Below are 21,866 nucleotides of genomic sequence, written 5' to 3'. Positions count from 1 at the left end.
CTTTCTTCGGGGTAATGTCGCCGAAAAAACGTAGCAAAAAAGAGGGGCGTCAATCGGCTGTGCCGCTATTCTCAACGATACAGCGGAGTATACCCATACCTATAACGAGTTACTCCTTAATTGCCGCCGTAAAGAGGTATCTGCGACGGGAAGGAGTAGACAGACACAGCATGGTGAAAAACCACAGCTTTTTTACCAAAATAGCCTACTCATTAAGGGTAATAACGCTTTTTAGTCGCCGGTGATGACGACTTTTCCTTTGATTTATATCAACTTACCTTCGGCAGTAAACCCTAATGTGGCAGACATCAAATCAAGAATCAGAGGTGTCTATGAGTCACTCATCCGCCCCGGAAAGGGCAACTGGCGCTGTTATCACGGAATGGCGTCCGGAAGATCCGGCGTTCTGGCAGCAGCGCGGCCATCGTGTCGCCAGCCGTAATTTGTGGATTTCTGTCCCGTGTTTACTGCTGGCGTTTTGCGTCTGGATGCTATTCAGCGCAGTGGCGGTGAACCTGCCGAAAGTGGGATTTAATTTTACGACCGATCAGCTCTTTATGTTGACTGCGCTGCCATCTGTTTCCGGCGCGCTGCTACGGGTGCCTTACTCCTTTATGGTGCCGCTATTTGGCGGACGTCGCTGGACAGCGTTCAGTACCGGTATCCTCATCGTGCCTTGCGTATGGTTAGGCTTTGCCGTTCAGGATACCAGTACGCCCTTTAGCACTTTCATTATTATTTCCTTGCTGTGTGGTTTTGCCGGCGCGAACTTTGCCTCCAGTATGGCGAACATCAGCTTTTTCTTTCCTAAACAAAAGCAGGGCGGCGCGCTGGGTCTGAACGGCGGTCTGGGCAATATGGGCGTGAGCGTGATGCAGCTGGTTGCGCCGCTGGTGGTTTCGCTCTCTATCTTTGCCGCCTTTGGCAGCCACGGTGTAGAGCAGCCGGACGGTTCTCAGCTCTATCTGGCGAACGCGGCCTGGATTTGGGTGCCTTTCCTGGCCATTTTTACGCTGGCGGCGTGGTTCGGCATGAACGAACTGGCGACGTCTAAGGCCTCGCTAAAAGAGCAACTGCCGGTGCTTAAACGTGGTCATCTGTGGATCATGAGTCTGCTGTATCTGGCGACCTTCGGATCGTTTATCGGTTTCTCCGCGGGGTTCGCTATGCTGTCTAAAACGCAATTCCCGGATGTGCAGATCCTGCATTATGCGTTTTTCGGTCCGTTTATCGGCGCGCTGGCGCGTTCGGCGGGCGGCGCAATTTCTGACCGTCTGGGGGGGACTCGCGTCACGCTTATCAACTTTGTCCTGATGGCGATTTTCAGCGGTCTGCTGTTCCTGACATTACCTACTGGCGGCGTTGGCGGTAGCTTTATCGCATTCTACGGGGTATTTCTGGCGCTATTCCTGACGGCTGGGTTGGGGAGTGGTTCTACCTTCCAGATGATCTCCGTTATCTTCCGTAAACTGACGATGGACCGGGTTAAAGCGGAAGGCGGGTCGGACGAAAGAGCCATGCGTGAAGCGGCGACCGATACGGCGGCGGCGCTGGGCTTTATTTCCGCGATTGGCGCGATTGGCGGCTTTTTTATTCCGAAAGCGTTTGGCTCATCTTTAGCATTAACCGGTTCGCCAGTCGGCGCGATGAAGGTCTTTCTTATTTTCTATATCGCCTGCGTCGTTATTACCTGGGCGGTATATGGACGTCATTCTAAAAATAAAAAGTAACTTTTGATTATCCTTTGCGCGGCGTTAGACCGCGCTTTTTTTTATCCGCATTTAGTTACAACATACTTATAGTCAAGAAGAGAGGCGCGACAGGGCTGACCACGCACATTTTTATCGGTCATCCAGGGGGGATACCCCTTAATACCCACTTGTTGAAAATTTAACATTCATGTTGTGCGTAAATTTAATTTTATTTAATTAAATCAGTAATATATATAAATAAAACTCCTCCTCCAAAAGGAGTATGCAGGAGGTTTGCGCGCCATTTGCATCCCTGTCCGCCTTGATCGTTATCAATTCTCACGCCCATTCAGCGCGTTACCTTCGCCCTTAGTTAAGCAATGTCGATTTATCAGAGAGCCGTAAGGTTCCACACAGGAGAAACCCGATGAGTAAATTCCTGGACCGGTTTCGCTACTTCAAGCAGAAGGGCGAAACCTTTGCCGATGGGCACGGCCAGCTTCTCGAAACAAACCGGGACTGGGAGGACGGATACCGCCAACGTTGGCAGCATGACAAAATCGTGCGCTCAACCCATGGGGTGAACTGCACAGGTTCTTGTAGCTGGAAAATTTATGTCAAAAATGGTCTGGTGACCTGGGAAACACAGCAAACCGATTACCCGCGCACCCGTCCTGATATGCCAAACCATGAACCTCGCGGCTGCCCGCGCGGCGCAAGTTACTCCTGGTATCTCTACAGCGCTAACCGACTGAAATATCCGCTAATGCGCAAACGTCTGATGAAGATGTGGCGCGAGGCGAAAAAACTGCATCGCGATCCGGTAGAGGCATGGGCCTCCATCATTGAAGATGCCGATAAAGCCAAAAGCTTCAAACAGGCGCGTGGTCGTGGCGGCTTTGTTCGCTCCTCATGGCAGGAAGTGAACGAGCTGATCGCCGCTTCCAACGTGTACACCGTGAAAACCTATGGCCCTGACCGCGTCGCGGGCTTCTCACCCATCCCGGCGATGTCGATGGTTTCCTACGCTTCCGGGGCACGTTATCTTTCGCTGATTGGCGGTACCTGCCTGAGCTTCTACGACTGGTACTGCGACCTGCCGCCAGCCTCCCCGCAAACCTGGGGCGAGCAGACCGACGTGCCGGAATCCGCTGACTGGTACAACTCCAGCTATATTATCGCCTGGGGCTCTAACGTGCCGCAAACCCGTACGCCGGATGCCCACTTCTTTACCGAAGTACGTTACAAAGGCACCAAAACCGTCGCGGTGACGCCGGACTATGCCGAAATCGCCAAACTGTGCGATCTGTGGCTGGCGCCGAAGCAGGGGACCGATGCGGCGATGGCGCTGGCGATGGGCCACGTCATGCTGCGCGAGTTCCACCTCGACAACCCGCGCCAGTACTTCACCGATTATGTCCGTCGCTATACCGACATGCCAATGCTGGTGATGCTTGAAGAGCGTGATGGTTATTATGCCGCAGGTCGTATGCTGCGCGCTGCCGATCTCGTTGATTCGCTGGGGCAGGAAAATAACCCGGAATGGAAAACCGTCGCTATCAACAGCAACGGTGAAATGGTGGCGCCAAACGGTTCAATTGGTTTCCGCTGGGGCGAAAAAGGCAAATGGAATCTCGAACAGCGCGACGGGGCTACCGGTGCAGAAACTGAATTGCAGCTCAGCTTGCTGGGCAGCCAGGATGAGATTGCTGACGTGGGCTTCCCGTATTTCGGCGGCGAAGGTTCAGAGTACTTTAATCATGTGGCGCTGGATAACGTCCTGCTGCACAAATTGCCGGTTAAACGTCTGCAACTGGCCGATGGTTCTACCGCACTGGTCACCACCGTTTACGATCTGACCATGGCGAACTATGGTCTGGAACGCGGCCTGAACGATGAAAATTGTGCCGCCAGTTATGACGATACCAAAGCGTATACGCCAGCATGGGCCGAGCAGATCACCGGCGTGCCGCGGGCGCAGATCATCCGTATCGCCCGGGAATTCGCCGATAACGCGGATAAAACGCACGGACGTTCAATGATTATCGTTGGCGCTGGTCTGAACCACTGGTATCACCTCGATATGAACTATCGCGGGCTGATCAATATGTTGGTGTTCTGTGGTTGCGTTGGTCAGAGCGGCGGCGGCTGGGCGCACTACGTCGGCCAGGAAAAACTGCGTCCGCAGACCGGCTGGCAGCCGCTGGCGTTTGCCCTTGACTGGCAGCGTCCGGCGCGTCACATGAACAGCACCTCTTACTTCTATAACCACTCCAGCCAGTGGCGCTACGAGACGGTGACCGCCGAGGAGTTACTGTCGCCGATGGCGGACAAATCCCGCTATAGCGGTCATCTGATTGACTTCAATGTGCGCGCCGAGCGTATGGGCTGGTTGCCGTCGGCGCCGCAGTTAGGCACTAACCCGCTGTATATTGCGCGTGAAGCGGAAAAAGCCGGTATGACGCCGGTAGATTATACCGTCAAATCCCTGAAAGAGGGTTCGATTCGCTTTGCCGCCGAGCAGCCGGAAAACGGTAAAAACCACCCGCGTAACCTGTTCATCTGGCGTTCTAACCTGCTTGGCTCTTCCGGTAAGGGCCATGAGTACATGCTGAAATATCTGCTGGGTACTGAGCATGGTATTCAGGGGCTGGATCTCGGCAAGCAGGGCGGTGTGAAGCCGGAAGAAGTGGAGTGGCGTGACAATGGCCTGGACGGCAAACTGGATCTGGTGGTGACGCTGGACTTCCGCCTGTCGAGCACCTGCCTGTACTCCGACATCGTACTGCCGACCGCCACCTGGTATGAAAAAGACGATATGAATACCTCGGATATGCATCCGTTTATTCATCCGCTGTCTGCCGCCGTAGATCCGGCCTGGGAATCGAAAAGCGACTGGGAAATCTACAAAGGCATTGCGAAGAAATTCTCCGAAGTCTGTGTAGGCCACCTGGGTAAAGAGACTGACGTCGTGACGCTGCCGATCCAGCACGATTCTGCCGCTGAACTGGCGCAGCCGCTGGACGTGAAAGACTGGAAAAAAGGCGAATGCGATCTGATTCCAGGGAAAACCGCGCCGCACATCATGACCGTTGAGCGCGATTACCCGGCGACTTACGAACGCTTTACCTCTATCGGCCCGCTGATGGAGAAAATCGGCAACGGCGGGAAAGGGATTGCCTGGAACACGCAGAGCGAAATGGACTTGCTGCGTAAGCTCAATTACACCAAAGCGGACGGTCCGGCGAAAGGTCAGCCGATGCTCAACACGGCGATTGACGCGGCAGAGATGATCCTGACGTTAGCGCCGGAAACCAACGGTCAGGTGGCGGTGAAAGCCTGGGCGGCGCTGAGCGAGTTTACCGGTCGCGACCATACGCATCTGGCAACCAATAAAGAAGACGAAAAAATCCGCTTCCGCGATATTCAGGCCCAGCCGCGCAAAATTATCTCCAGCCCGACCTGGTCTGGTCTGGAAGATGAGCACGTTTCTTATAACGCCGGTTATACCAACGTTCACGAGCTGATCCCGTGGCGTACGCTGTCTGGTCGCCAACAGTTGTATCAGGATCACCAGTGGATGCGCGACTTCGGCGAAAGTTTGCTGGTGTATCGTCCACCGATCGACACCCGCTCGGTGAAAGCGGTGATGGGGCGTAAATCCAACGGTAATCCGGAGAAGGCGCTCAACTTCCTGACGCCGCACCAGAAATGGGGTATCCACTCGACCTACAGCGATAACCTGTTGATGCTGACCTTGTCGCGTGGCGGCCCGATTGTGTGGATGAGCGAAACCGACGCCAAAGATCTGGGCATTGAAGATAACGACTGGATCGAAGTCTTCAACAGTAACGGCGCATTGACCGCACGCGCAGTGGTCAGCCAGCGTGTACCGGCGGGCATGACCATGATGTACCACGCGCAGGAACGTATCGTAAACCTGCCGGGGTCGGAAATTACCCAGCAGCGCGGCGGTATTCATAACTCGGTGACGCGCATTACGCCGAAACCGACCCATATGATCGGCGGCTATGCGCAGTTAGCCTACGGCTTTAACTACTACGGTACCGTCGGCTCCAACCGCGATGAGTTTGTGGTGGTACGTAAGATGAAGAACATTAACTGGTTGGATGGCGAAGGCAATGACCAGGTACAGGAGAGCGTAAAATGAAAATTCGTTCACAAGTCGGCATGGTGCTGAATCTCGATAAGTGCATCGGCTGTCATACCTGTTCAGTCACCTGTAAAAACGTCTGGACCAGTCGCGAAGGTATGGAATACGCCTGGTTTAACAACGTAGAAAGTAAGCCTGGCGTTGGTTTTCCGAATGACTGGGAAAATCAGGAAAAATGGAAAGGCGGCTGGATCCGCAAAATCAACGGCAAACTACAGCCGCGCATGGGCAACCGGGCGCTGCTGCTGGGTAAAATCTTCGCTAACCCGCATCTGCCGGGCATCGACGACTACTACGAGCCGTTTGATTACGACTACCAGAACCTGCATACCGCGCCGGAAAGCAAACATCAGCCGATCGCGCGTCCGCGCTCGCTGATTACCGGCCAGCGGATGGACAAAATTACCAGCGGGCCAAACTGGGAAGAGATTCTGGGCGGCGAGTTCGAAAAACGCGCTAAAGACCAGAACTTCGAAAACATGCAGAAGGCGATGTACGGCCAGTTCGAAAACACCTTCATGATGTACCTGCCGCGCCTGTGCGAGCACTGTCTCAACCCGGCGTGCGTGGCGACCTGCCCGAGCGGCGCGATTTATAAGCGTGAAGAAGATGGCATCGTACTGATCGACCAGGACAAGTGCCGCGGCTGGCGGATGTGCATCACCGGTTGCCCGTACAAGAAGATTTACTTCAACTGGAAGAGCGGGAAGTCCGAGAAGTGCATCTTCTGCTACCCGCGTATCGAAGCGGGTCAGCCGACCGTTTGCTCCGAAACCTGTGTTGGCCGTATCCGTTATCTTGGCGTACTGCTGTATGACGCCGATGCCATTGAAAGCGCTGCCAGTACGGAAAACGAAAAAGATCTGTACCAGCGTCAACTGGACGTGTTCCTCGATCCGAACGATCCGGCTGTCATTGAGCAGGCGCTGAAGGACGGCGTGCCGCAGAGCGTGATCGATGCGGCGCAGCAATCGCCAGTGTACAAAATGGCGATGGACTGGAAGTTGGCGCTGCCGCTGCATCCGGAATACCGCACGCTGCCGATGGTCTGGTACGTGCCGCCTTTGTCACCGATTCAGTCTGCCGCCGACGCGGGTGAACTGGGCAGCAACGGTATTCTGCCGGATGTAGACAGTCTGCGTATCCCGGTGCAGTACCTGGCGAACCTGTTGACCGCTGGCGACACCCAACCGGTACTGTTGGCGCTGAAACGGATGCTGGCGATGCGTCACTACAAACGTGCGGAAACCGTAGACGGTAAAGTGGATACCCGCGCGCTGGAAGAGGTGGGTTTAAGCGAAGCCCAGGCGCAGGAAATGTATCGTTACCTGGCGATTGCTAATTACGAAGATCGTTTCGTGGTACCAAGCAGCCATCGTGAACTGGCGCGTGACGCATTCCCGGAGAAAAGCGGTTGTGGCTTTACCTTCGGCGATGGTTGCCACGGGTCTGATACCAAATTCAATCTGTTCAACAGCCGCCGCATCGACGCTGTTGATGTGACCAGCAAAACGGAGCCGCACGCATGATTGAACTCGTCATTGTTTCGCGTCTGCTCGAGTACCCGGATGCTGCCCTGTGGCAGCATCAGCAGGAGTTGTTCGATGCGCTCGCGTTATCTGAGAACCTGGATAAAGAGGATGCCCAGACTCTGGGCGTTTTCCTGCGCGATTTAACCGCGCAGGACATGCTGGATGTACAGGCCGCCTACAGTGAACTGTTTGACCGTGGTCGCGCCACATCGCTGCTGCTGTTTGAACATGTACACGGGGAATCCCGCGATCGCGGTCAGGCGATGGTTGACCTGATGGCACAGTATGAGCAGCACGGTTTGCAGCTCGACAGCCGCGAACTTCCCGATCATCTGCCGCTGTATCTGGAATACCTTGCGCAATTGCCGAAAAGTGAAGCGTTAGGGGGTTTACAGGATATCGCGCCGATTCTGGCGCTGCTCAGCGCACGTTTGCAACAGCGTGACAGCCGTTATGCGGTGCTGTTCGATCTGCTGTTAAAACTGGCGAATACCGTTATCGACAGCGACAAAGTGGCTGAAAAAATTGCGAATGAAGCACGTGATGATACCCCACAGGCGTTGGATGCGGTCTGGGAAGAAGAGCAGGTGAAATTCTTCGCCGATCAGGGGTGTGGCGAGTCGGAAATCTCCGCTCACCAGCGTCGTTTTGCCGGGGCCGTGGCACCGCAATATCTGAATATCACCACCGGAGGACAGCACTAATGCACTTCCTGAATATGTTCTTCTTTGATATCTACCCGTACATTGCCGGATCGGTATTTCTGATCGGTAGTTGGTTACGTTACGACTACGGCCAGTACACCTGGCGGGCGGCTTCCAGTCAGATGCTAGATCGCAAAGGAATGAACCTGGCGTCAAACCTGTTCCACATTGGGATTCTGGGTATTTTCGCCGGTCACTTCCTGGGCATGTTAACGCCGCACTGGATGTATGAAGCTTTTCTGCCGGTCGACGTGAAGCAGAAGATGGCGATGATTGCCGGCGGCGCCTGCGGCGTGCTGACGCTGGTTGGCGGTATTTTACTGCTCAAGCGTCGTCTGTTTAGCCCACGTGTCCGCGCCACCACTACCGGCGCAGATATTTTGATTCTCTCGCTGCTGGTGATTCAGTGCGCGCTGGGCCTGCTGACCATTCCGTTCTCCGCCCAGCATATGGACGGGAGTGAAATGATGAAGCTGGTCGGGTGGGCGCAGTCAGTTGTGACCTTCCACGGTGGCGCATCCGCACATCTGGACGGTGTAGCCTTTATCTTTCGTATGCACCTGGTACTGGGGATGACGCTGTTCCTGTTATTCCCATTCTCGCGCCTGGTGCATATCTGGAGCGTGCCGGTCGAGTACCTGACCCGCAAATACCAGATTGTACGTGCGCGTCACTGATTTTCTCTCGATGCTCTAAACTCCGCTTCGGCGGAGTTTTTTTATGGCTGTTTGCCGGAGTGCGGCATAAATGCCTTATCGACCGCCGCCTTGTTTCGTTTACAGCGGGTCTGCCATGTCTGGCATCTGAATCCGTACTTTTTGTTTCTGGGTTTATTCAGCATCTGTGCGAGTTTTTTGTAAGCAGAAAAAGGATGATGCAGCATATAATCACGCCATAAACGACAATAAGGATAGTTGCATGCGTTTTTCATCAATTTTCAAAATAATAATATTAAATATATTTATTTCAAAAATGGCTCACGCTGCTGTCTGCGAGGAGCGCTATCCCGCCGACTCAGAAGAATGCCAGTACGTTCAGGAATTAGAGCAAAAAGCGGAACAAGGAGATGAAAGCGCGCAGTTCGCGCTTGGAAGCTGGTATGCGGAGGGGCGATATGTTAAGCCTGATTATAAACTAGCCATAAAATGGCTGGAGAAAGCGGGTAAACAAGGTTCTGATTTTTCCTATTTCATCCTTGGCTATCATTACAACTATGGTGAAAATTTTCCACTTAGTCGACAAAAAGCGCTGGAGTGGTATCGCAAGGCGGCAGAGCTAGGGGATAGTAGTACGCAAGAAATCCTCGGTGACGCCTATATGTATGGCGATGGGTTTCCCCAAAATACCCAGCTAGCGCTGGAGTGGTATCGAAAAGCCGCCTCTCCAACCAATGATGCGGGCGTTGTCCGCGGACAGGGTTCAGCTTCGTCAGCACAATTTAAGCTTGGAGTAATGTACGCCCACGGTCAGGGCGTTCCTCAGGATTATCAGCAAACGGCGATCTTGATGCGTAAAGCGGCGGAAAATATGTACTACCCCGCGCAACTTTATCTCGGTGTTGCCTATTTTTATGGTGAAGGCGTGCCTCAGGATTATCGTCAGGCAGTTTACTGGCTTAATAAAGGTATACCAAGCAGCTATACGCCAGGCCACATTCCGCTGGATGCGCTCTATGATAAAGCGCATCCCGCTGACCGGGTTTATTCTCAGACGTGGTATCGAAAAACAGCGCAACGCGTGATGGCAAAGGTACAGTACAATTTGGGCGTATGGTATTACAACGGTTATCACTTATTGAAAGATCACAATCTGGCGCTGGAGTGGTATCGCAGAGCCGCAGCGCAGGGATTGGCCGAGGCGCAGGATGCGATCGGCGTGATGTTTATGCAGGGCGAGGGCGTTTCTCAGGACTACCAACAGGCGCTGGCGTGGTATCGCAAAGCCGCTCGCCAGGGGCTGCCTGCTGCGCAAACGCATCTTGGCATCATGTCTGCATTTGGTCGCGGCGTCGCGCAAAGCGACAGACAGGCTATCGCATGGTATCGAAAAGCGGCAAAACAGGATTTTGCGAAAGCGCAATATCAGCTTGGCGTAGCATATAGCACGGGAAGAGGCGTGCCTGAAAATAGTCGGAATGCGCTGAAGTGGTACCTTAAAGCGGCAGAGCAGGGGTTTACTCCGGCACAATTAGCGCTTGGGGAAATTTATGCTCATGGGCGCCAGGGGGTGCCTAAAGATAATAAGCAGGCCTATATTTGGTATTACATGGCAAGTATATATACGGAAAAATCTAAGGATGATTGTTCAGCGCTCATTGCCGAAAGAAACCGACTCAAGGGAATGCTTACCCCAGATCAACTTAGCGAGACATATGCCGCCTTTGATCTCATCAGGCGAAAAATCAACCAGTCAAAGGAGGCGAAAAAGATTGCCAGGAAGAAGTATTGATAAGATAGCCAATAAGCTATGGCGCCATGGTGTGAAGTCTGCCTGTGGGGTAAGGATACGGGGCAGTGCTGATTGATTTGAAATTGGTGCCTTATGAAGTCATGGTGGTGGGGGAAGGATGACTCAGCGCTGCGCGTTTCGCCCTTCGGGTCGTTGCCTGCGGCAACGCTTTCTCGCTTTCGCTCGAATCGAACCTTAGTCGAAGCTTCTCATCCTTCCCGTACAGAGAGATATGAGACACTATGCTTAACGGGGATAAGATACGCGACGGAAGTGATGGTGGTGGGGGAAGGATTCGAACCTTCGAAGTCTGTGACGGCAGATTTACAGTCTGCTCCCTTTGGCCGCTCGGGAACCCCACCAGGGGTAATTCAAATTGTAGGTAAAGCTTGAAGATGGTGGTGGGGGAAGGATTATTCGTCGCTTCGCTCCTCACCCTACGGGCCGTTGCCGTTGGCAACGTTCTCTCGCTTTCGCTCGAATCGAACCTTAGTCGAAGGTTCTCACCCTTCCCCGACAAGTGCAGACTTCTGCATTGCTCATCAAGTTAACTACATCGCTGTAGTGAATAATGGTGGTGGGGGAAGGATTCGAACCTTCGAAGTCGATGACGGCAGATTTACAGTCTGCTCCCTTTGGCCGCTCGGGAACCCCACCACGGGGTAATGCTTAATACTGGCCCGCTTCCTTTCGGGAAGCGGGGCGCATCATATCAAATGACACGCCGCTGTAAAGCATTCCTTTGCCTGAAATGAACTGTTTGCGTACTTTTCATCCGTAACGGATTAAAGCTAATCAATTCATATTACTGACGATTAAAGAATAATCGTCCGATTGCCGTAAACAAAGACCCGCTGCGCCAGAACCTGATACAGCGCGCGGCTTAATACGTTTTTCTCAACGTCGCGCCCGGCACGCATCATATCTTCTGCGGTGTAGGTGTGATCGACATGAATCACGTCCTGCATAATGATTGGGCCTTCATCCAGATTATCATTCACATAGTGCGCGGTAGCGCCGATGATTTTCACGCCGCGCTCATAGGCCTGATGATAAGGGCGCGCGCCGATAAACGCCGGCAGGAATGAGTGGTGGATATTGATAATTTTGTTCGGGAAGCGCGCCACAAAACCTGGCGTCAAAACACGCATATACTTGGCCAGCACTACATAGTCCGGTTGATGGACATCAATGGCGTCCGCCATCTTCGTGTCATGCTCTTCACGCGTTAATCCCTCATGGCTGACCAGTTCGAAAGGGATCTCAAAACGTTCAACCAGCGAGCGTAACGTTTCATGGTTGCCAATGACCGCGGCGATTTCAACATCCAGCCCGCCATAGTTGGCTTTCATCAGCAAGTCGCCCAGACAATGCGCCTCTTTGGTAACCAGAATCACTACCCGACGGCGTCCGGCGGGATTGAGTTCACGAACAGAGCCTTCCGGTAAGGCGCTGTCCAGATCGGCCAGAAGAGTGGAATCATTGAAGATGCCTTCCAGCTCGGTCCGCATAAAAAAGCGTCCGGTGCGATGGTCCACAAATTCATTGTTTTGCACAATATTAAGCTCGTGCTTATAGCAAATGTTGGTAATCCGCGCGATAAGGCCTTTTTGATCGGGACAAATAGTACGCAGAACTTTACGTTGTAGTGATTGCATTGCCGGAAAAATCCTGTTGAGAGTGTTTGCTGTATCGATACTGTCAGGCGTCACTGGCCGCAGCACTTTTTAAATTTTTTGCCTGAACCGCACGGGCAGGGATCATTTCGACCCAACTGCGGGCGGGTACCGTCAATATAATACCACTGACCGTTTTCTTTGATAAAACGAGAACGTTCGATAATCGCCCCGGTTTTCCCTTGTTCGGAAAAACGCGCGATAAAACTAACATACCCTGTATTTTCTGCTTCTGACCAGGTATGTTCAAAAATAGTCAGGCCGAGCCACCTGGTATTGGCAAATCCGGCGATGATATCATCACGAAACGCGGCCGCATTGCAGGTTGGATGCCAGCTCTTAATTAAGTAATCTGCGTCTTTCATCACAAAAGCGCAGTAACGAGAGCGCATGAGATGTGACGGATCGGGTGCTACTCGTTCTCCGGACACAATACGACCACAACATAGGCTATACTCGTCAGCGCTACCACAGGGACAAGGCTGAGACACAATAATCTCCCTGAATATAAAAAACGGCGTTGAACGCCAGGGTGGCATTATGTTAACTGAGCAGTGGCGATGTTGCTACGTCTTGAAGCCAGGGGAAGTCGTTAAGTACGATGAGAAAAATGAAAATAGGGCTGGCGCTGGGATCTGGCGCAGCGAGAGGATGGTCTCATATTGGGGTCATCAAAGCCCTCAAGCAAACAGGCATTGATATTGATATCGTTGCAGGATGCTCAATAGGTTCGCTGGTCGGCGCCGCGTATGCCTGTAATAAATTATCGGCGCTTGAACAGTGGGTATGTTCATTCCGCTACTGGGATGTTTTACGCCTGATGGATGTATCCTGGGGCAGAGGAGGGTTGCTTCGCGGCGAACGCGTATTTAATCACTATCGGGATATTATGCCCGTCACGGATTTTGACCACTGTTCAAGACGTTTTGGCGCGGTCGCGACGAATCTTAGCACGGGACGAGAGCTATGGTTTACTGAAGGCGATCTACACCTTGCCGTACGCGCGTCGTGCAGTATGCCAGGGCTGATGTCTCCGGTTGAACATAACGGTTACTGGCTGGTAGATGGCGCAGTCGTTAATCCGGTACCTGTTTCGTTAACCAGGGCGCTGGGGGCTGATATCGTTATTGCGGTAGACCTGCAACATGATGCCCACCTCATGCAGCAAGATTTGCTCTCTGTAAATGTCGGGAATATCAATGAAGAGAGCGATGATGCGCTGCCCTGGCATAAGCGTTTAAAAGAACGTTTCAGTAGCCTGACTTCACGCCGTGGCGTGAGTTCGCCTGGGGCAATGGAAATCATGACAACCTCCATCCAGGTGTTGGAAAATCGTCTTAAACGTAACCGTATGGCTGGCGATCCGCCTGATATTCTCATTCAACCATTCTGTCCGCAAATCTCAACGCTGGATTTTCATCGCGCCCATGCCGCTATTGCGGCGGGTCAGTTAGCCGTAGAGAAAAAGATGGACGAACTTATACCCTTGGTGCGTACCGACGTTTAATGTACCTTTTACGATCACTTAAGCAAATTCTGACAGGCGCAAGCGGCAATACCATGCCACTATTGATTAAAGCCAGTCAGGGGAGAGAACATGACGCAGCCATTGGTCGGAAAACAGATTCTTATTGTTGAAGACGAGCCTGTATTTCGCTCGCTTCTGGATTCGTGGTTTTCCTCTTTGGGAGCGACAACGGCATTGGCAGGCGACGGGGTGGATGCCCTGGAGTTGATGGGGCGTTTTACCCCTGATCTCATGATATGTGATATCGCGATGCCGAGAATGAACGGTCTCAAACTGGTAGAAAACTTACGTAATCGCGGAGACCAGACGCCTATTCTGGTTATTTCCGCAACAGAAAATATGGCGGATATCGCCAAAGCGTTACGCCTTGGGGTTGAAGATGTCTTGCTGAAGCCGGTAAAAGATCTCAACCGCTTGCGGGAAACCGTATTCGCTTGCTTATACCCTAATATGTTTAACTCGCGGGTTGAAGAAGAAGAACGCCTGTTTCGTGACTGGGATGCAATGGTGAGTAATCCGACCGCCGCAGCGCAATTGTTGCAGGAATTGCAGCCCCCGGTACAGCAGGTGATTTCTCATTGCCGCATTAATTATCGGCAGCTCGTCTCCGCCGATCAGCCTGGACTGGTGCTGGATATTGCGCCGCTATCTGATAACGAACTGGCATTTTATTGCCTGGATGTCACCCGGGCGGGCGATAACGGCGTGTTAGCCGCATTGTTGCTGCGGGCGCTATTTAACGGCTTATTGCAGGATCAGCTAGGCCAACAAAAGCACCGTTTACCGGAGTTAGGCGCGCTATTAAAACAGGTAAATCATCTGCTCAGACAAGCCAATTTACCTGGGCAATTCCCGCTATTTGTCGGCTACTATCACAGTGAGCTCAAAAATTTGATTCTCGTCTCCGCCGGATTGAACGCCACCTTAAATACGGGCGCTCATCAGGTTCAAATCAGCAGCGGCGTGCCGCTAGGAACATTGGGTAACGCCTACCTTAACCAATTAAGCCAGCGTTGCGACTCGTGGCAGTGTCAAATATGGGGCGCAGGAGGGCGTCTGCGATTGATGTTGTCTGCGGAATGACCAAACGGAAGAGTGAGCGGAAATTGCTTTACCGGCCTTTCCCGACGAGTGTTACTATCTGCGGCAGATTTATAAGTATTTGTCTTAATTATACCAATATAAGTCCTTTTTGGACCTGAGGCTTGTTCTGGTACTGATATACTGGAACACGATACAGATTAATGAACACGTTCAATACATGAACAGTCCAGGAGAATTTTAAATGGCTGCCCTTAATTCGAAAGTCAAAAAAGCCGTTATCCCGGTCGCGGGATTGGGAACCAGGATGCTGCCAGCGACCAAAGCTATCCCGAAAGAGATGCTGCCGCTGGTTGATAAGCCATTAATTCAGTACGTCGTGAACGAATGTATCGCTGCTGGCATTACTGAAATCGTGCTTGTTACGCACTCGTCTAAAAACTCTATTGAAAACCACTTTGATACCAGTTTTGAGCTGGAAGCGATGCTGGAAAAACGCGTTAAGCGTCAGCTTCTGGAGGAGGTTCAGTCTATTTGCCCTCCGCATGTCACTATTATGCAGGTACGTCAAGGGCTGGCAAAAGGCCTGGGCCATGCCGTATTGTGCGCGCATCCCGTTGTCGGAAACGAACCTGTCGCTGTTATTCTGCCAGACGTTATTCTTGACGAATATGAGTCCGACCTGTCTCAGGATAACCTGGCTGAAATGATCCGCCGTTTCGACGAAACCGGCAATAGCCAGATTATGGTTGAGCCGGTAGAAGATGTGACTGCATACGGCGTGGTAGATTGCAAAGGCGTTGAGCTGGCGCCGGGCGAAAGTGTGCCGATGGTTGGCGTGGTTGAAAAACCAAAAGCGGATGTCGCGCCGTCTAACCTTGCGATTGTCGGACGTTATGTGTTGAGCGCGGATATCTGGGCGTTGCTGGCGAAAACCCCTCCGGGCGCCGGGGATGAAATTCAGTTGACCGATGCTATCGATATGCTGATCGAAAAAGAAACGGTTGAAGCCTACCACATGAAGGGTAAAAGCCATGACTGTGGTAATAAGTTAGGATATATGCAGGCATTCGTTGAATATGGCATCCGTCATAATTCGCTGGGTGCTGAATTTAAAGCCTGGCTTGAAGAAGAAATGGGTATTAAGAAGTAACGATACGTTATAAATTTTTTAACAGAAGCGCTGGTAAATCCGGCGCTTTTTTTATGCCTGGGGTCGTCAGCGGAGAACTCAGGCAAAAAAAATCCCGCCAGCGGCGGGATTTTAAGCATCCAGGAAGTAAATTATTCCTTGATCAGGAAATCTTCCAGTTGCTTACCTTGTTCTTCCATTGCTTTTTTGATTACAGCCGGTGTACGACCCTGGCCAGTCCAGGTTTTAGTTTCACCGTTTTCGTCAACATAGCTATATTTAGCCGGACGAGCTGCGCGTTTAGCTTTGGTGCCGGATTTAGCGGCAGCCATGCTATTCAGCAGTTCATTCGGGTCAATGCCGTCGGCAATTAACATTTCACGATACTGTTGCAGTTTACGAGTGCGTTCTTCCACTTCAGCAGCAGCAGCGCTTTCTTCTTCACGACGCTCATTAACGACAACTTCTAATTTTTCCAGCATTTCTTCAAGCGTTTCCAGAGTACATTCTCTTGCCTGCGCACGAAGAGTACGGATGTTGTTCAGAATTTTAAGTGCTTCGCTCATTGTAGTAATCTCAAACTTATATTGGGGTGGTTTGTTGAGCTAATAATAGAGCGATAAATTCAGTTGTGCAATAGCCAGGAATGTAAGGAATTCAAAATTACGCTTTATTAAGCACACGTTTTAATTATCTCAACTTAAATTTTCCTTGAGGCGCCGCACAAAAAAGAGCTTATTGGCAGGGGGGATACTCACCGTCTGTCGCTAAAAATTTAGGAGTCAGGTCACATTTTATCATGATGAAATACGATCTCATTGCTGAGATATCAATCTCTTGTATTAGATTTCCTTACAAGAAAACCCTATTACTTTGCACCGGGTATGAGTAACGGTAACAATAAGTACAAGGTTTTCATATTGGCGGGTGATGATAAGCATTGTTGATGAATTTTAACGGCATAATTTGTGAAGGAATGTGTATATACCCTTCATACTTCAAGTTGCTTATGCGTTGGCTACGCTCGCTCACTCCAGTCACATAGTTATCTATGCTCCTGGGGACTCACTCCCTTGCCGCCTTTAAGCAACGCGAATTATTTTGGGTATAGTGAGCGATGTTTGTACAATTCTTAATACTCACCGGAGCGCGAGCCGCGCCGTCGCGTCGGTAAATTATGGTACAATCCCGCCAATCTTTATTTCACTCAGGTGAGGTCCTGCGACCAATGGCACAGCTATATTTCTACTATTCGGCAATGAATGCGGGTAAGTCGACTGCACTGCTGCAATCTTCATACAATTATCAGGAACGCGGGATGCGTACCGTCGTATATACGGCGGAAATCGACGATCGTTTCGGCGCAGGCAAAGTCAGCTCTCGTATCGGTTTGTCGTCGCCGGCAAAATTGTTTAACCAAAATACATCCTTGTTTGAAGAGATTCGTGCCGAGAGCGCGCGGCAGACAATACATTGCGTGTTAGTCGACGAAAGCCAGTTTTTGACTCGCCAGCAGGTTTATCAATTATCCGAGGTTGTCGACAAATTAGATATTCCAGTACTTTGCTATGGGCTACGAACAGACTTTCGTGGGGAGCTCTTTGTCGGCAGCCAATACTTGCTGGCATGGTCAGATAAGCTGGTGGAATTAAAAACTATCTGTTTCTGCGGTCGTAAAGCCAGTATGGTTCTGCGCCTTGATCAGGACGGCAGGCCTTATAACGAAGGCGAACAGGTGGTTATTGGCGGGAATGAACGCTACGTTTCAGTTTGCCGTAAGCATTATAAGGACGCGCTGGAGGAGGGCTCACTGACGGCGATTCAGGAGCGTCATCGGCACATATGATACCTGAGGTAAAGATCGGCTTATAAAACGCCCTGTAGCGCTTTGGAGGTCATTATTCAGGCCTCCTGACGAAGGGCGTGCCGTGAGCACGTAGGCCAGATGATCAGCATAGCGCCTTCAGGCATCAGATAAACAGGTAAAACAAAAAAACGGCCTCAATTGAGGCCGTTTTTGTCATGCTAAAGCAGATAACGAATTAAGCGGATTTTTTCGCTTTCTTCTCTGCTTTCGGTGTGGCAACGACGTCTTTCTTCGCTGCAACTTCACCTTCGGTGAAATCACGACCGTAGTAGGTATCCAGCAGAATCTGTTTCAGTTCGGAGATCAGCGGATAACGCGGGTTAGCGCCGGTGCACTGGTCATCGAAGGCATCTTCAGACAGTTTGTCAACGTGTGCCAGGAAGTCAGCTTCCTGTACGCCTGCTTCACGGATAGACTTAGGAATACCCAGCTCAGCTTTAATGCTTTCCAGCCATGCCAGCAGTTTTTCAATCTTAGCGGCGGTACGGTCGCCCGGCGCGCTCAGGCCCAGGTGGTCAGCAATTTCAGCGTAACGACGGCGTGCCTGCGGACGATCGTACTGGCTGAAAGCGGTCTGCTTGGTCGGGTTGTCATTCGCGTTGTAGCGGATAACGTTACAAATCAGCAGGGCGTTCGCCAGACCGTGCGGAATGTGGAACTGAGAGCCCAGTTTGTGCGCCATGGAGTGACATACACCCAGGAAGGCGTTGGCAAACGCGATACCGGCGATAGTCGCTGCACTGTGAACACGTTCACGCGCAACCGGATTTTTAGACCCTTCGTGGTAAGACGCCGGCAGGTTTTCTTTCAGCAGTTTCAGAGCCTGCAGAGCCTGACCGTCAGAGAACTCAGAAGCCAGTACGGAAACATAAGCTTCCAGAGCGTGAGTTACCGCATCCAGACCACCGAACGCACACAGGGACTTCGGCATATCCATCACCAGGTTGGCGTCGACAATCGCCATATCCGGGGTCAGGGCATAGTCAGCCAGCGGATATTTCTGACCGGTTGCATCGTCGGTCACAACCGCAAACGGTGTGACTTCAGAACCGGTACCGGAAGTGGTGGTGACGGCGATCATTTTCGCTTTCACGCCCATTTTCGGGAACTTGTAGATACGTTTACGGATGTCCATAAAGCGCAGCGCCAGTTCTTCGAAGTGAGTTTCCGGATGTTCGTACATGACCCACATGATTTTCGCGGCGTCCATCGGGGAACCGCCGCCCAGCGCGATGATCACGTCCGGTTTGAAGGAGTTAGCCAGCTCAGCGCCTTTGCGAACAACGGAAAGCGTCGGGTCTGCTTCAACTTCGAAGAAGACTTCGGTTTCAACGCCAGCCGCTTTCAGCACAGAGGTGATCTGGTCTGCATAGCCGTTGTTGAACAGGAAGCGGTCAGTCACGATGAGCGCACGTTTGTGGCCATCAGTAATCACTTCATCCAGCGCGATGGGCAGAGAGCCACGGCGGAAGTAGATAGATTTCGGAAGTTTGTGCCACAACATGTTTTCAGCTCGCTTAGCAACGGTTTTCTTGTTGATCAGGTGTTTCGGACCAACGTTTTCAGAGATGGAGTTACCACCCCAGGAACCACAACCCAACGTCAGGGAAGGTGCGAGTTTGAAGTTGTACAGGTCACCGATACCACCCTGAGAGGCAGGGGTGTTGATCAGGATACGCGCGGTTTTCATCATCTGACCGAAGTAAGCAACGCGTTCTGGCTGGTTATCCTGGTCAGTGTACAGGCAGGAGGTGTGACCGATACCGCCCATAGCGACCAGTTTTTCTGCTTTTTCTACCGCTTCTTCGAAATCTTTCGCACGGTACATCGCCAGAGTCGGAGACAGTTTTTCGTGTGCGAACGGTTCGCTTTCATCAACGACCGTAACTTCACCGATCAGAATCTTGGTGGTTTCTGGTACGGAGAAGCCTGCCAGTTCAGCAATTTTGTAGGCTGGCTGACCGACGATAGCGGCGTTCAGAGCGCCATTTTTCAGGATAACGTTTTGAACCGCTTTCAGCTCCTGGCCCTGCAGCATGTAGCCGCCGTGGCTGGCGAAACGTTCGCGAACGGCATCATAGACGGAATCAACAACGACAACAGACTGTTCAGAAGCACAGATTACGCCGTTATCGAAGGTTTTAGACATCAGAACAGACGCCACAGCGCGTTTGATATCAGCGGTTTCATCAATGACAACCGGGGTGTTGCCTGCGCCTACGCCGATTGCCGGTTTACCGGAGCTGTATGCAGCTTTAACCATGCCTGGACCGCCAGTGGCGAGGATCAGGTTGATATCCGGGTGGTGCATCAGCGCATTAGACAGTTCTACGGAAGGTTGATCGATCCAGCCAATCAGATCTTTCGGCGCGCCGGCAGCGATAGCCGCTTGCAGAACGATGTCTGCCGCTTTGTTGGTTGCTTCTTTAGCGCGCGGATGCGGAGAAAAGATGATGGCGTTACGGGTCTTCAGGCTAATCAGCGATTTGAAGATCGCAGTAGAGGTCGGGTTAGTGGTTGGAACGATACCGCAAATAATGCCGATAGGTTCAGCAATGGTGATGGTCCCGAAGGTGTCGTCTTCTGACAGCACGCCGCAGGTTTTTTCATCTTTATAGGCATTGTAAATATATTCAGAAGCGAAGTGGTTTTTAATCACTTTGTCTTCCACGATACCCATACCTGATTCGGCGACGGCCATTTTGGCCAGCGGAATGCGGGCATCAGCGGCTGCCAGAGCGGCGGCGCGGAAGATTTTGTCGACCTGTTCTTGAGTGAAACTGGCATATTCACGCTGGGCTTTTTTTACACGCTCTACGAGTGCGTTAAGTTCAGCGACATTAGTAACAGCCATAATGCTCTCCTGATAATGTTAAACTTTTTTAGTAAATCATCTGCGCGATACGTGAGTATAGACAGATCGACGATACTTTGTATAAATACCTGAAATTCAGGTGGTTACTTAACGTCCGTTTCGCTCTGATTTACTAAAAGAGCTTCTGCGTTAGTATCATTTAACTCTAACGCGTTACGTCCAGGTGGCGTAAGCAAGATTACTCACTTCTGAGTAGCGATTGTGTGATCTAAATCAAGATTACGCAAAGCTGACACCTTTCAGCAGGCCATTTTAGCCTTTTATGTAAATTGTTAAGAAATCGTTGTCATGAAGAGTAAGTGGATTAGCATAACGAGTACATATAAATAACAGCGATGAATGGATGAAATTAGGTGTAGATAAGAGGTGAACTATGCGAATAAAAGGCGTATCTTCTGCGCGTTTTGATCATTAACGAACATTGACTTCATCCGGCTAACGCTTCGGAGCTAACCGTGATTCAACCGCTTTTTGATTTTCCTGTTTACTTTAAGTTCTTTATCGGGCTCTTTGCGCTGGTTAACCCGGTGGGGATTATCCCCGTTTTCATCAGCATGACCAGCTACCAGACGGCCACGGCGCGTAATAAAACTAACCTCACCGCGAATCTGTCGGTCGCGATTATCTTGTGGAGTTCCTTATTCCTCGGCGATGGCATCCTGCAGCTGTTTGGTATTTCTATTGATTCGTTCAGAATTGCGGGCGGTATCCTGGTTGTCACCATTGCAATGTCGATGATCAGCGGGAAGCTGGGGGAAGATAAACAAAACAAGCAAGAAAAGTCAGAGACGGCCATACGCGAGAGCATTGGCGTTGTGCCGTTAGCGCTGCCGTTAATGGCGGGGCCAGGGGCGATTAGCTCCACTATCGTCTGGGGGACGCGTTATCACAGCATCGCGCATTTGCTTGGTTTTTCAGTTGCCATTGCGCTTTTTGCGCTTTGCTGCTGGGGCGTGTTCCGTATGGCGCCGTGGCTGGTTCGTTTGCTGGGGCAAACCGGTATCAACGTTATTACCCGAATCATGGGGTTGTTGTTAATGGCGCTCGGCATCGAATTTATTGTCACAGGAATAAAAGGCATTTTCCCCGGCTTGCTCAACTAAACTCCCACCTGTTGATTTACAGGCGGCGCCCTAAGGGGGCCGCCTTGTGACATTCCCAGTGACATTCCCACGTAACACTTCTTACTTTGATAAGC

Annotated in this window: 15 protein-coding genes, 2 tRNA genes and 2 other RNA genes; 11 read left to right on the top strand and 8 right to left on the bottom strand. The window is 51.5% G+C overall.

All coding sequences use genetic code 11. The annotated features are described in order from the left end of the window. Window positions 1-332: 332 nt before the first annotated feature. The 6 genes from narK to HV477_RS02685 all read left to right on the top strand — a co-directional run bounded on the left by narK (window position 333) and on the right by HV477_RS02685 (window position 10,549). Window positions 333-1,730 carry a nitrate transporter NarK gene (gene narK / locus HV477_RS02710; RefSeq protein ID WP_000019848.1) on the top strand — a complete coding sequence of 466 codons (1,398 nt, stop codon included), beginning with the start codon at window positions 333-335 and terminating at the stop codon, window positions 1,728-1,730. Window positions 1,731-2,118: 388 nt separating this feature from the next. Then, a complete protein-coding gene (locus HV477_RS02705; RefSeq protein WP_079898771.1) occupies window positions 2,119-5,862 on the top strand; it encodes a nitrate reductase subunit alpha in 3,744 nt (1,247 codons plus the stop codon). Then, window positions 5,859-7,394: a nitrate reductase subunit beta gene (gene narH, locus HV477_RS02700; protein ID WP_000702629.1), complete on the top strand. Its 1,536-nt coding sequence runs from the start codon at window positions 5,859-5,861 to the stop codon at window positions 7,392-7,394. Before HV477_RS02705 ends, narH begins: the two co-directional genes overlap by 4 nt. Beyond that, window positions 7,391-8,101, top strand: a complete 711-nt coding sequence (gene narJ / locus HV477_RS02695) for a nitrate reductase molybdenum cofactor assembly chaperone (RefSeq protein WP_079898772.1) — start codon at window positions 7,391-7,393, stop codon at window positions 8,099-8,101. Before narH ends, narJ begins: the two co-directional genes overlap by 4 nt. Beyond that, window positions 8,101-8,778: a respiratory nitrate reductase subunit gamma gene (narI, locus tag HV477_RS02690; protein ID WP_000545594.1), complete on the top strand. Its 678-nt coding sequence runs from the start codon at window positions 8,101-8,103 to the stop codon at window positions 8,776-8,778. Before narJ ends, narI begins: the two co-directional genes overlap by 1 nt. Before the next feature lie 241 nt (window positions 8,779-9,019). Further along, window positions 9,020-10,549 carry a tetratricopeptide repeat protein gene (locus tag HV477_RS02685; protein ID WP_175064920.1) on the top strand — a complete coding sequence of 510 codons (1,530 nt, stop codon included), beginning with the start codon at window positions 9,020-9,022 and terminating at the stop codon, window positions 10,547-10,549. 102 nt (window positions 10,550-10,651) lie between these two features. Here the strand turns inward: HV477_RS02685 and HV477_RS02680 are convergent. The 6 genes from HV477_RS02680 to HV477_RS02655 all read right to left on the bottom strand — a co-directional run bounded on the left by HV477_RS02680 (window position 10,652) and on the right by HV477_RS02655 (window position 12,716). Beyond that, window positions 10,652-10,783, bottom strand: a non-coding RNA gene (locus HV477_RS02680) — RtT sRNA. 43 nt (window positions 10,784-10,826) lie between these two features. Next, window positions 10,827-10,911, bottom strand: a tRNA-Tyr gene (locus HV477_RS02675). 34 nt (window positions 10,912-10,945) lie between these two features. Continuing rightward, a non-coding RNA gene (locus tag HV477_RS02670) (RtT sRNA) lies at window positions 10,946-11,077 on the bottom strand. Window positions 11,078-11,121: 44 nt separating this feature from the next. Continuing rightward, window positions 11,122-11,206, bottom strand: a tRNA-Tyr gene (locus HV477_RS02665). 158 nt (window positions 11,207-11,364) lie between these two features. After that, window positions 11,365-12,207 carry a formyltetrahydrofolate deformylase gene (gene purU / locus HV477_RS02660; protein ID WP_058821740.1) on the bottom strand — a complete coding sequence of 281 codons (843 nt, stop codon included), beginning with the start codon at window positions 12,205-12,207 and terminating at the stop codon, window positions 11,365-11,367. Window positions 12,208-12,257: 50 nt separating this feature from the next. Next, window positions 12,258-12,716: a YchJ family protein gene (locus tag HV477_RS02655; RefSeq protein WP_001540172.1), complete on the bottom strand. Its 459-nt coding sequence runs from the start codon at window positions 12,714-12,716 to the stop codon at window positions 12,258-12,260. 110 nt (window positions 12,717-12,826) lie between these two features. On the opposite strand from HV477_RS02655, the gene rssA reads away from it, so the two are divergent. The 3 genes from rssA to galU all read left to right on the top strand — a co-directional run bounded on the left by rssA (window position 12,827) and on the right by galU (window position 15,947). Further along, window positions 12,827-13,732 carry a patatin-like phospholipase RssA gene (gene rssA, locus HV477_RS02650; protein ID WP_001230575.1) on the top strand — a complete coding sequence of 302 codons (906 nt, stop codon included), beginning with the start codon at window positions 12,827-12,829 and terminating at the stop codon, window positions 13,730-13,732. A 90-nt stretch (window positions 13,733-13,822) separates the two neighbouring features. After that, a complete protein-coding gene (gene rssB / locus HV477_RS02645) occupies window positions 13,823-14,836 on the top strand; it encodes a two-component system response regulator RssB (protein WP_000193432.1) in 1,014 nt (337 codons plus the stop codon). Between the two features lie 202 nt (window positions 14,837-15,038). Beyond that, window positions 15,039-15,947 (top strand): UTP--glucose-1-phosphate uridylyltransferase GalU, encoded by a 909-nt coding sequence (galU, locus tag HV477_RS02640; RefSeq protein ID WP_000729450.1) that lies wholly within the window; start codon window positions 15,039-15,041, stop codon window positions 15,945-15,947. A gap of 131 nt (window positions 15,948-16,078) precedes the next feature. Here the strand turns inward: galU and hns are convergent, their stop codons facing one another. Then, complete coding sequence (gene hns / locus HV477_RS02635; RefSeq protein WP_001287383.1) at window positions 16,079-16,492, bottom strand: histone-like nucleoid-structuring protein H-NS; 414 nt, start codon at window positions 16,490-16,492, stop codon at window positions 16,079-16,081. Window positions 16,493-17,154: 662 nt separating this feature from the next. Between hns and tdk the strand changes: the two genes are divergently transcribed. Continuing rightward, a complete protein-coding gene (gene tdk, locus HV477_RS02630) occupies window positions 17,155-17,772 on the top strand; it encodes a thymidine kinase (protein WP_000068097.1) in 618 nt (205 codons plus the stop codon). A 196-nt stretch (window positions 17,773-17,968) separates the two neighbouring features. Here the strand turns inward: tdk and adhE are convergent, their stop codons facing one another. Then, complete coding sequence (adhE, locus tag HV477_RS02625; RefSeq protein WP_000301679.1) at window positions 17,969-20,647, bottom strand: bifunctional acetaldehyde-CoA/alcohol dehydrogenase; 2,679 nt, start codon at window positions 20,645-20,647, stop codon at window positions 17,969-17,971. A 476-nt stretch (window positions 20,648-21,123) separates the two neighbouring features. Here adhE and HV477_RS02620 point away from each other — a divergent pair, with 476 nt between their 5' ends. Then, on the top strand, window positions 21,124-21,771 hold the full coding sequence (locus HV477_RS02620; protein WP_000615840.1) for a YchE family NAAT transporter: 648 nt from the start codon (window positions 21,124-21,126) through the stop codon (window positions 21,769-21,771). The last annotated feature ends 95 nt before the right edge of the window (window positions 21,772-21,866 follow it).

Source organism: Salmonella sp. SG203 (assembly GCF_013350575.1).
Taxonomy (GTDB): Bacteria; Pseudomonadota; Gammaproteobacteria; order Enterobacterales; family Enterobacteriaceae; genus Salmonella; species Salmonella enterica.
This window is presented reverse-complemented; position numbering and strand designations above follow the sequence as displayed.

What these genes read in the sequence shown, in the direction of transcription:
- narK (WP_000019848.1), top strand. Translation starts at nt 333, where the DNA reads ATGAGTCACTCATCCGCCCCGGAAAGGGCAACTGGCGCTGTTATCACG.
- narH (WP_000702629.1), top strand. Translation starts at nt 5,859, where the DNA reads ATGAAAATTCGTTCACAAGTCGGCATGGTGCTGAATCTCGATAAGTGC.
- purU (WP_058821740.1), bottom strand. Translation starts at nt 12,207, where the DNA reads ATGCAATCACTACAACGTAAAGTTCTGCGTACTATTTGTCCCGATCAA.
- adhE (WP_000301679.1), bottom strand. Translation starts at nt 20,647, where the DNA reads ATGGCTGTTACTAATGTCGCTGAACTTAACGCACTCGTAGAGCGTGTA.
- galU (WP_000729450.1), top strand. Translation starts at nt 15,039, where the DNA reads ATGGCTGCCCTTAATTCGAAAGTCAAAAAAGCCGTTATCCCGGTCGCG.
- narI (WP_000545594.1), top strand. Translation starts at nt 8,101, where the DNA reads ATGCACTTCCTGAATATGTTCTTCTTTGATATCTACCCGTACATTGCC.
- hns (WP_001287383.1), bottom strand. Translation starts at nt 16,492, where the DNA reads ATGAGCGAAGCACTTAAAATTCTGAACAACATCCGTACTCTTCGTGCG.
- tdk (WP_000068097.1), top strand. Translation starts at nt 17,155, where the DNA reads ATGGCACAGCTATATTTCTACTATTCGGCAATGAATGCGGGTAAGTCG.
- HV477_RS02705 (WP_079898771.1), top strand. Translation starts at nt 2,119, where the DNA reads ATGAGTAAATTCCTGGACCGGTTTCGCTACTTCAAGCAGAAGGGCGAA.
- rssB (WP_000193432.1), top strand. Translation starts at nt 13,823, where the DNA reads ATGACGCAGCCATTGGTCGGAAAACAGATTCTTATTGTTGAAGACGAG.
- narJ (WP_079898772.1), top strand. Translation starts at nt 7,391, where the DNA reads ATGATTGAACTCGTCATTGTTTCGCGTCTGCTCGAGTACCCGGATGCT.
- rssA (WP_001230575.1), top strand. Translation starts at nt 12,827, where the DNA reads ATGAGAAAAATGAAAATAGGGCTGGCGCTGGGATCTGGCGCAGCGAGA.
- HV477_RS02685 (WP_175064920.1), top strand. Translation starts at nt 9,020, where the DNA reads ATGCGTTTTTCATCAATTTTCAAAATAATAATATTAAATATATTTATT.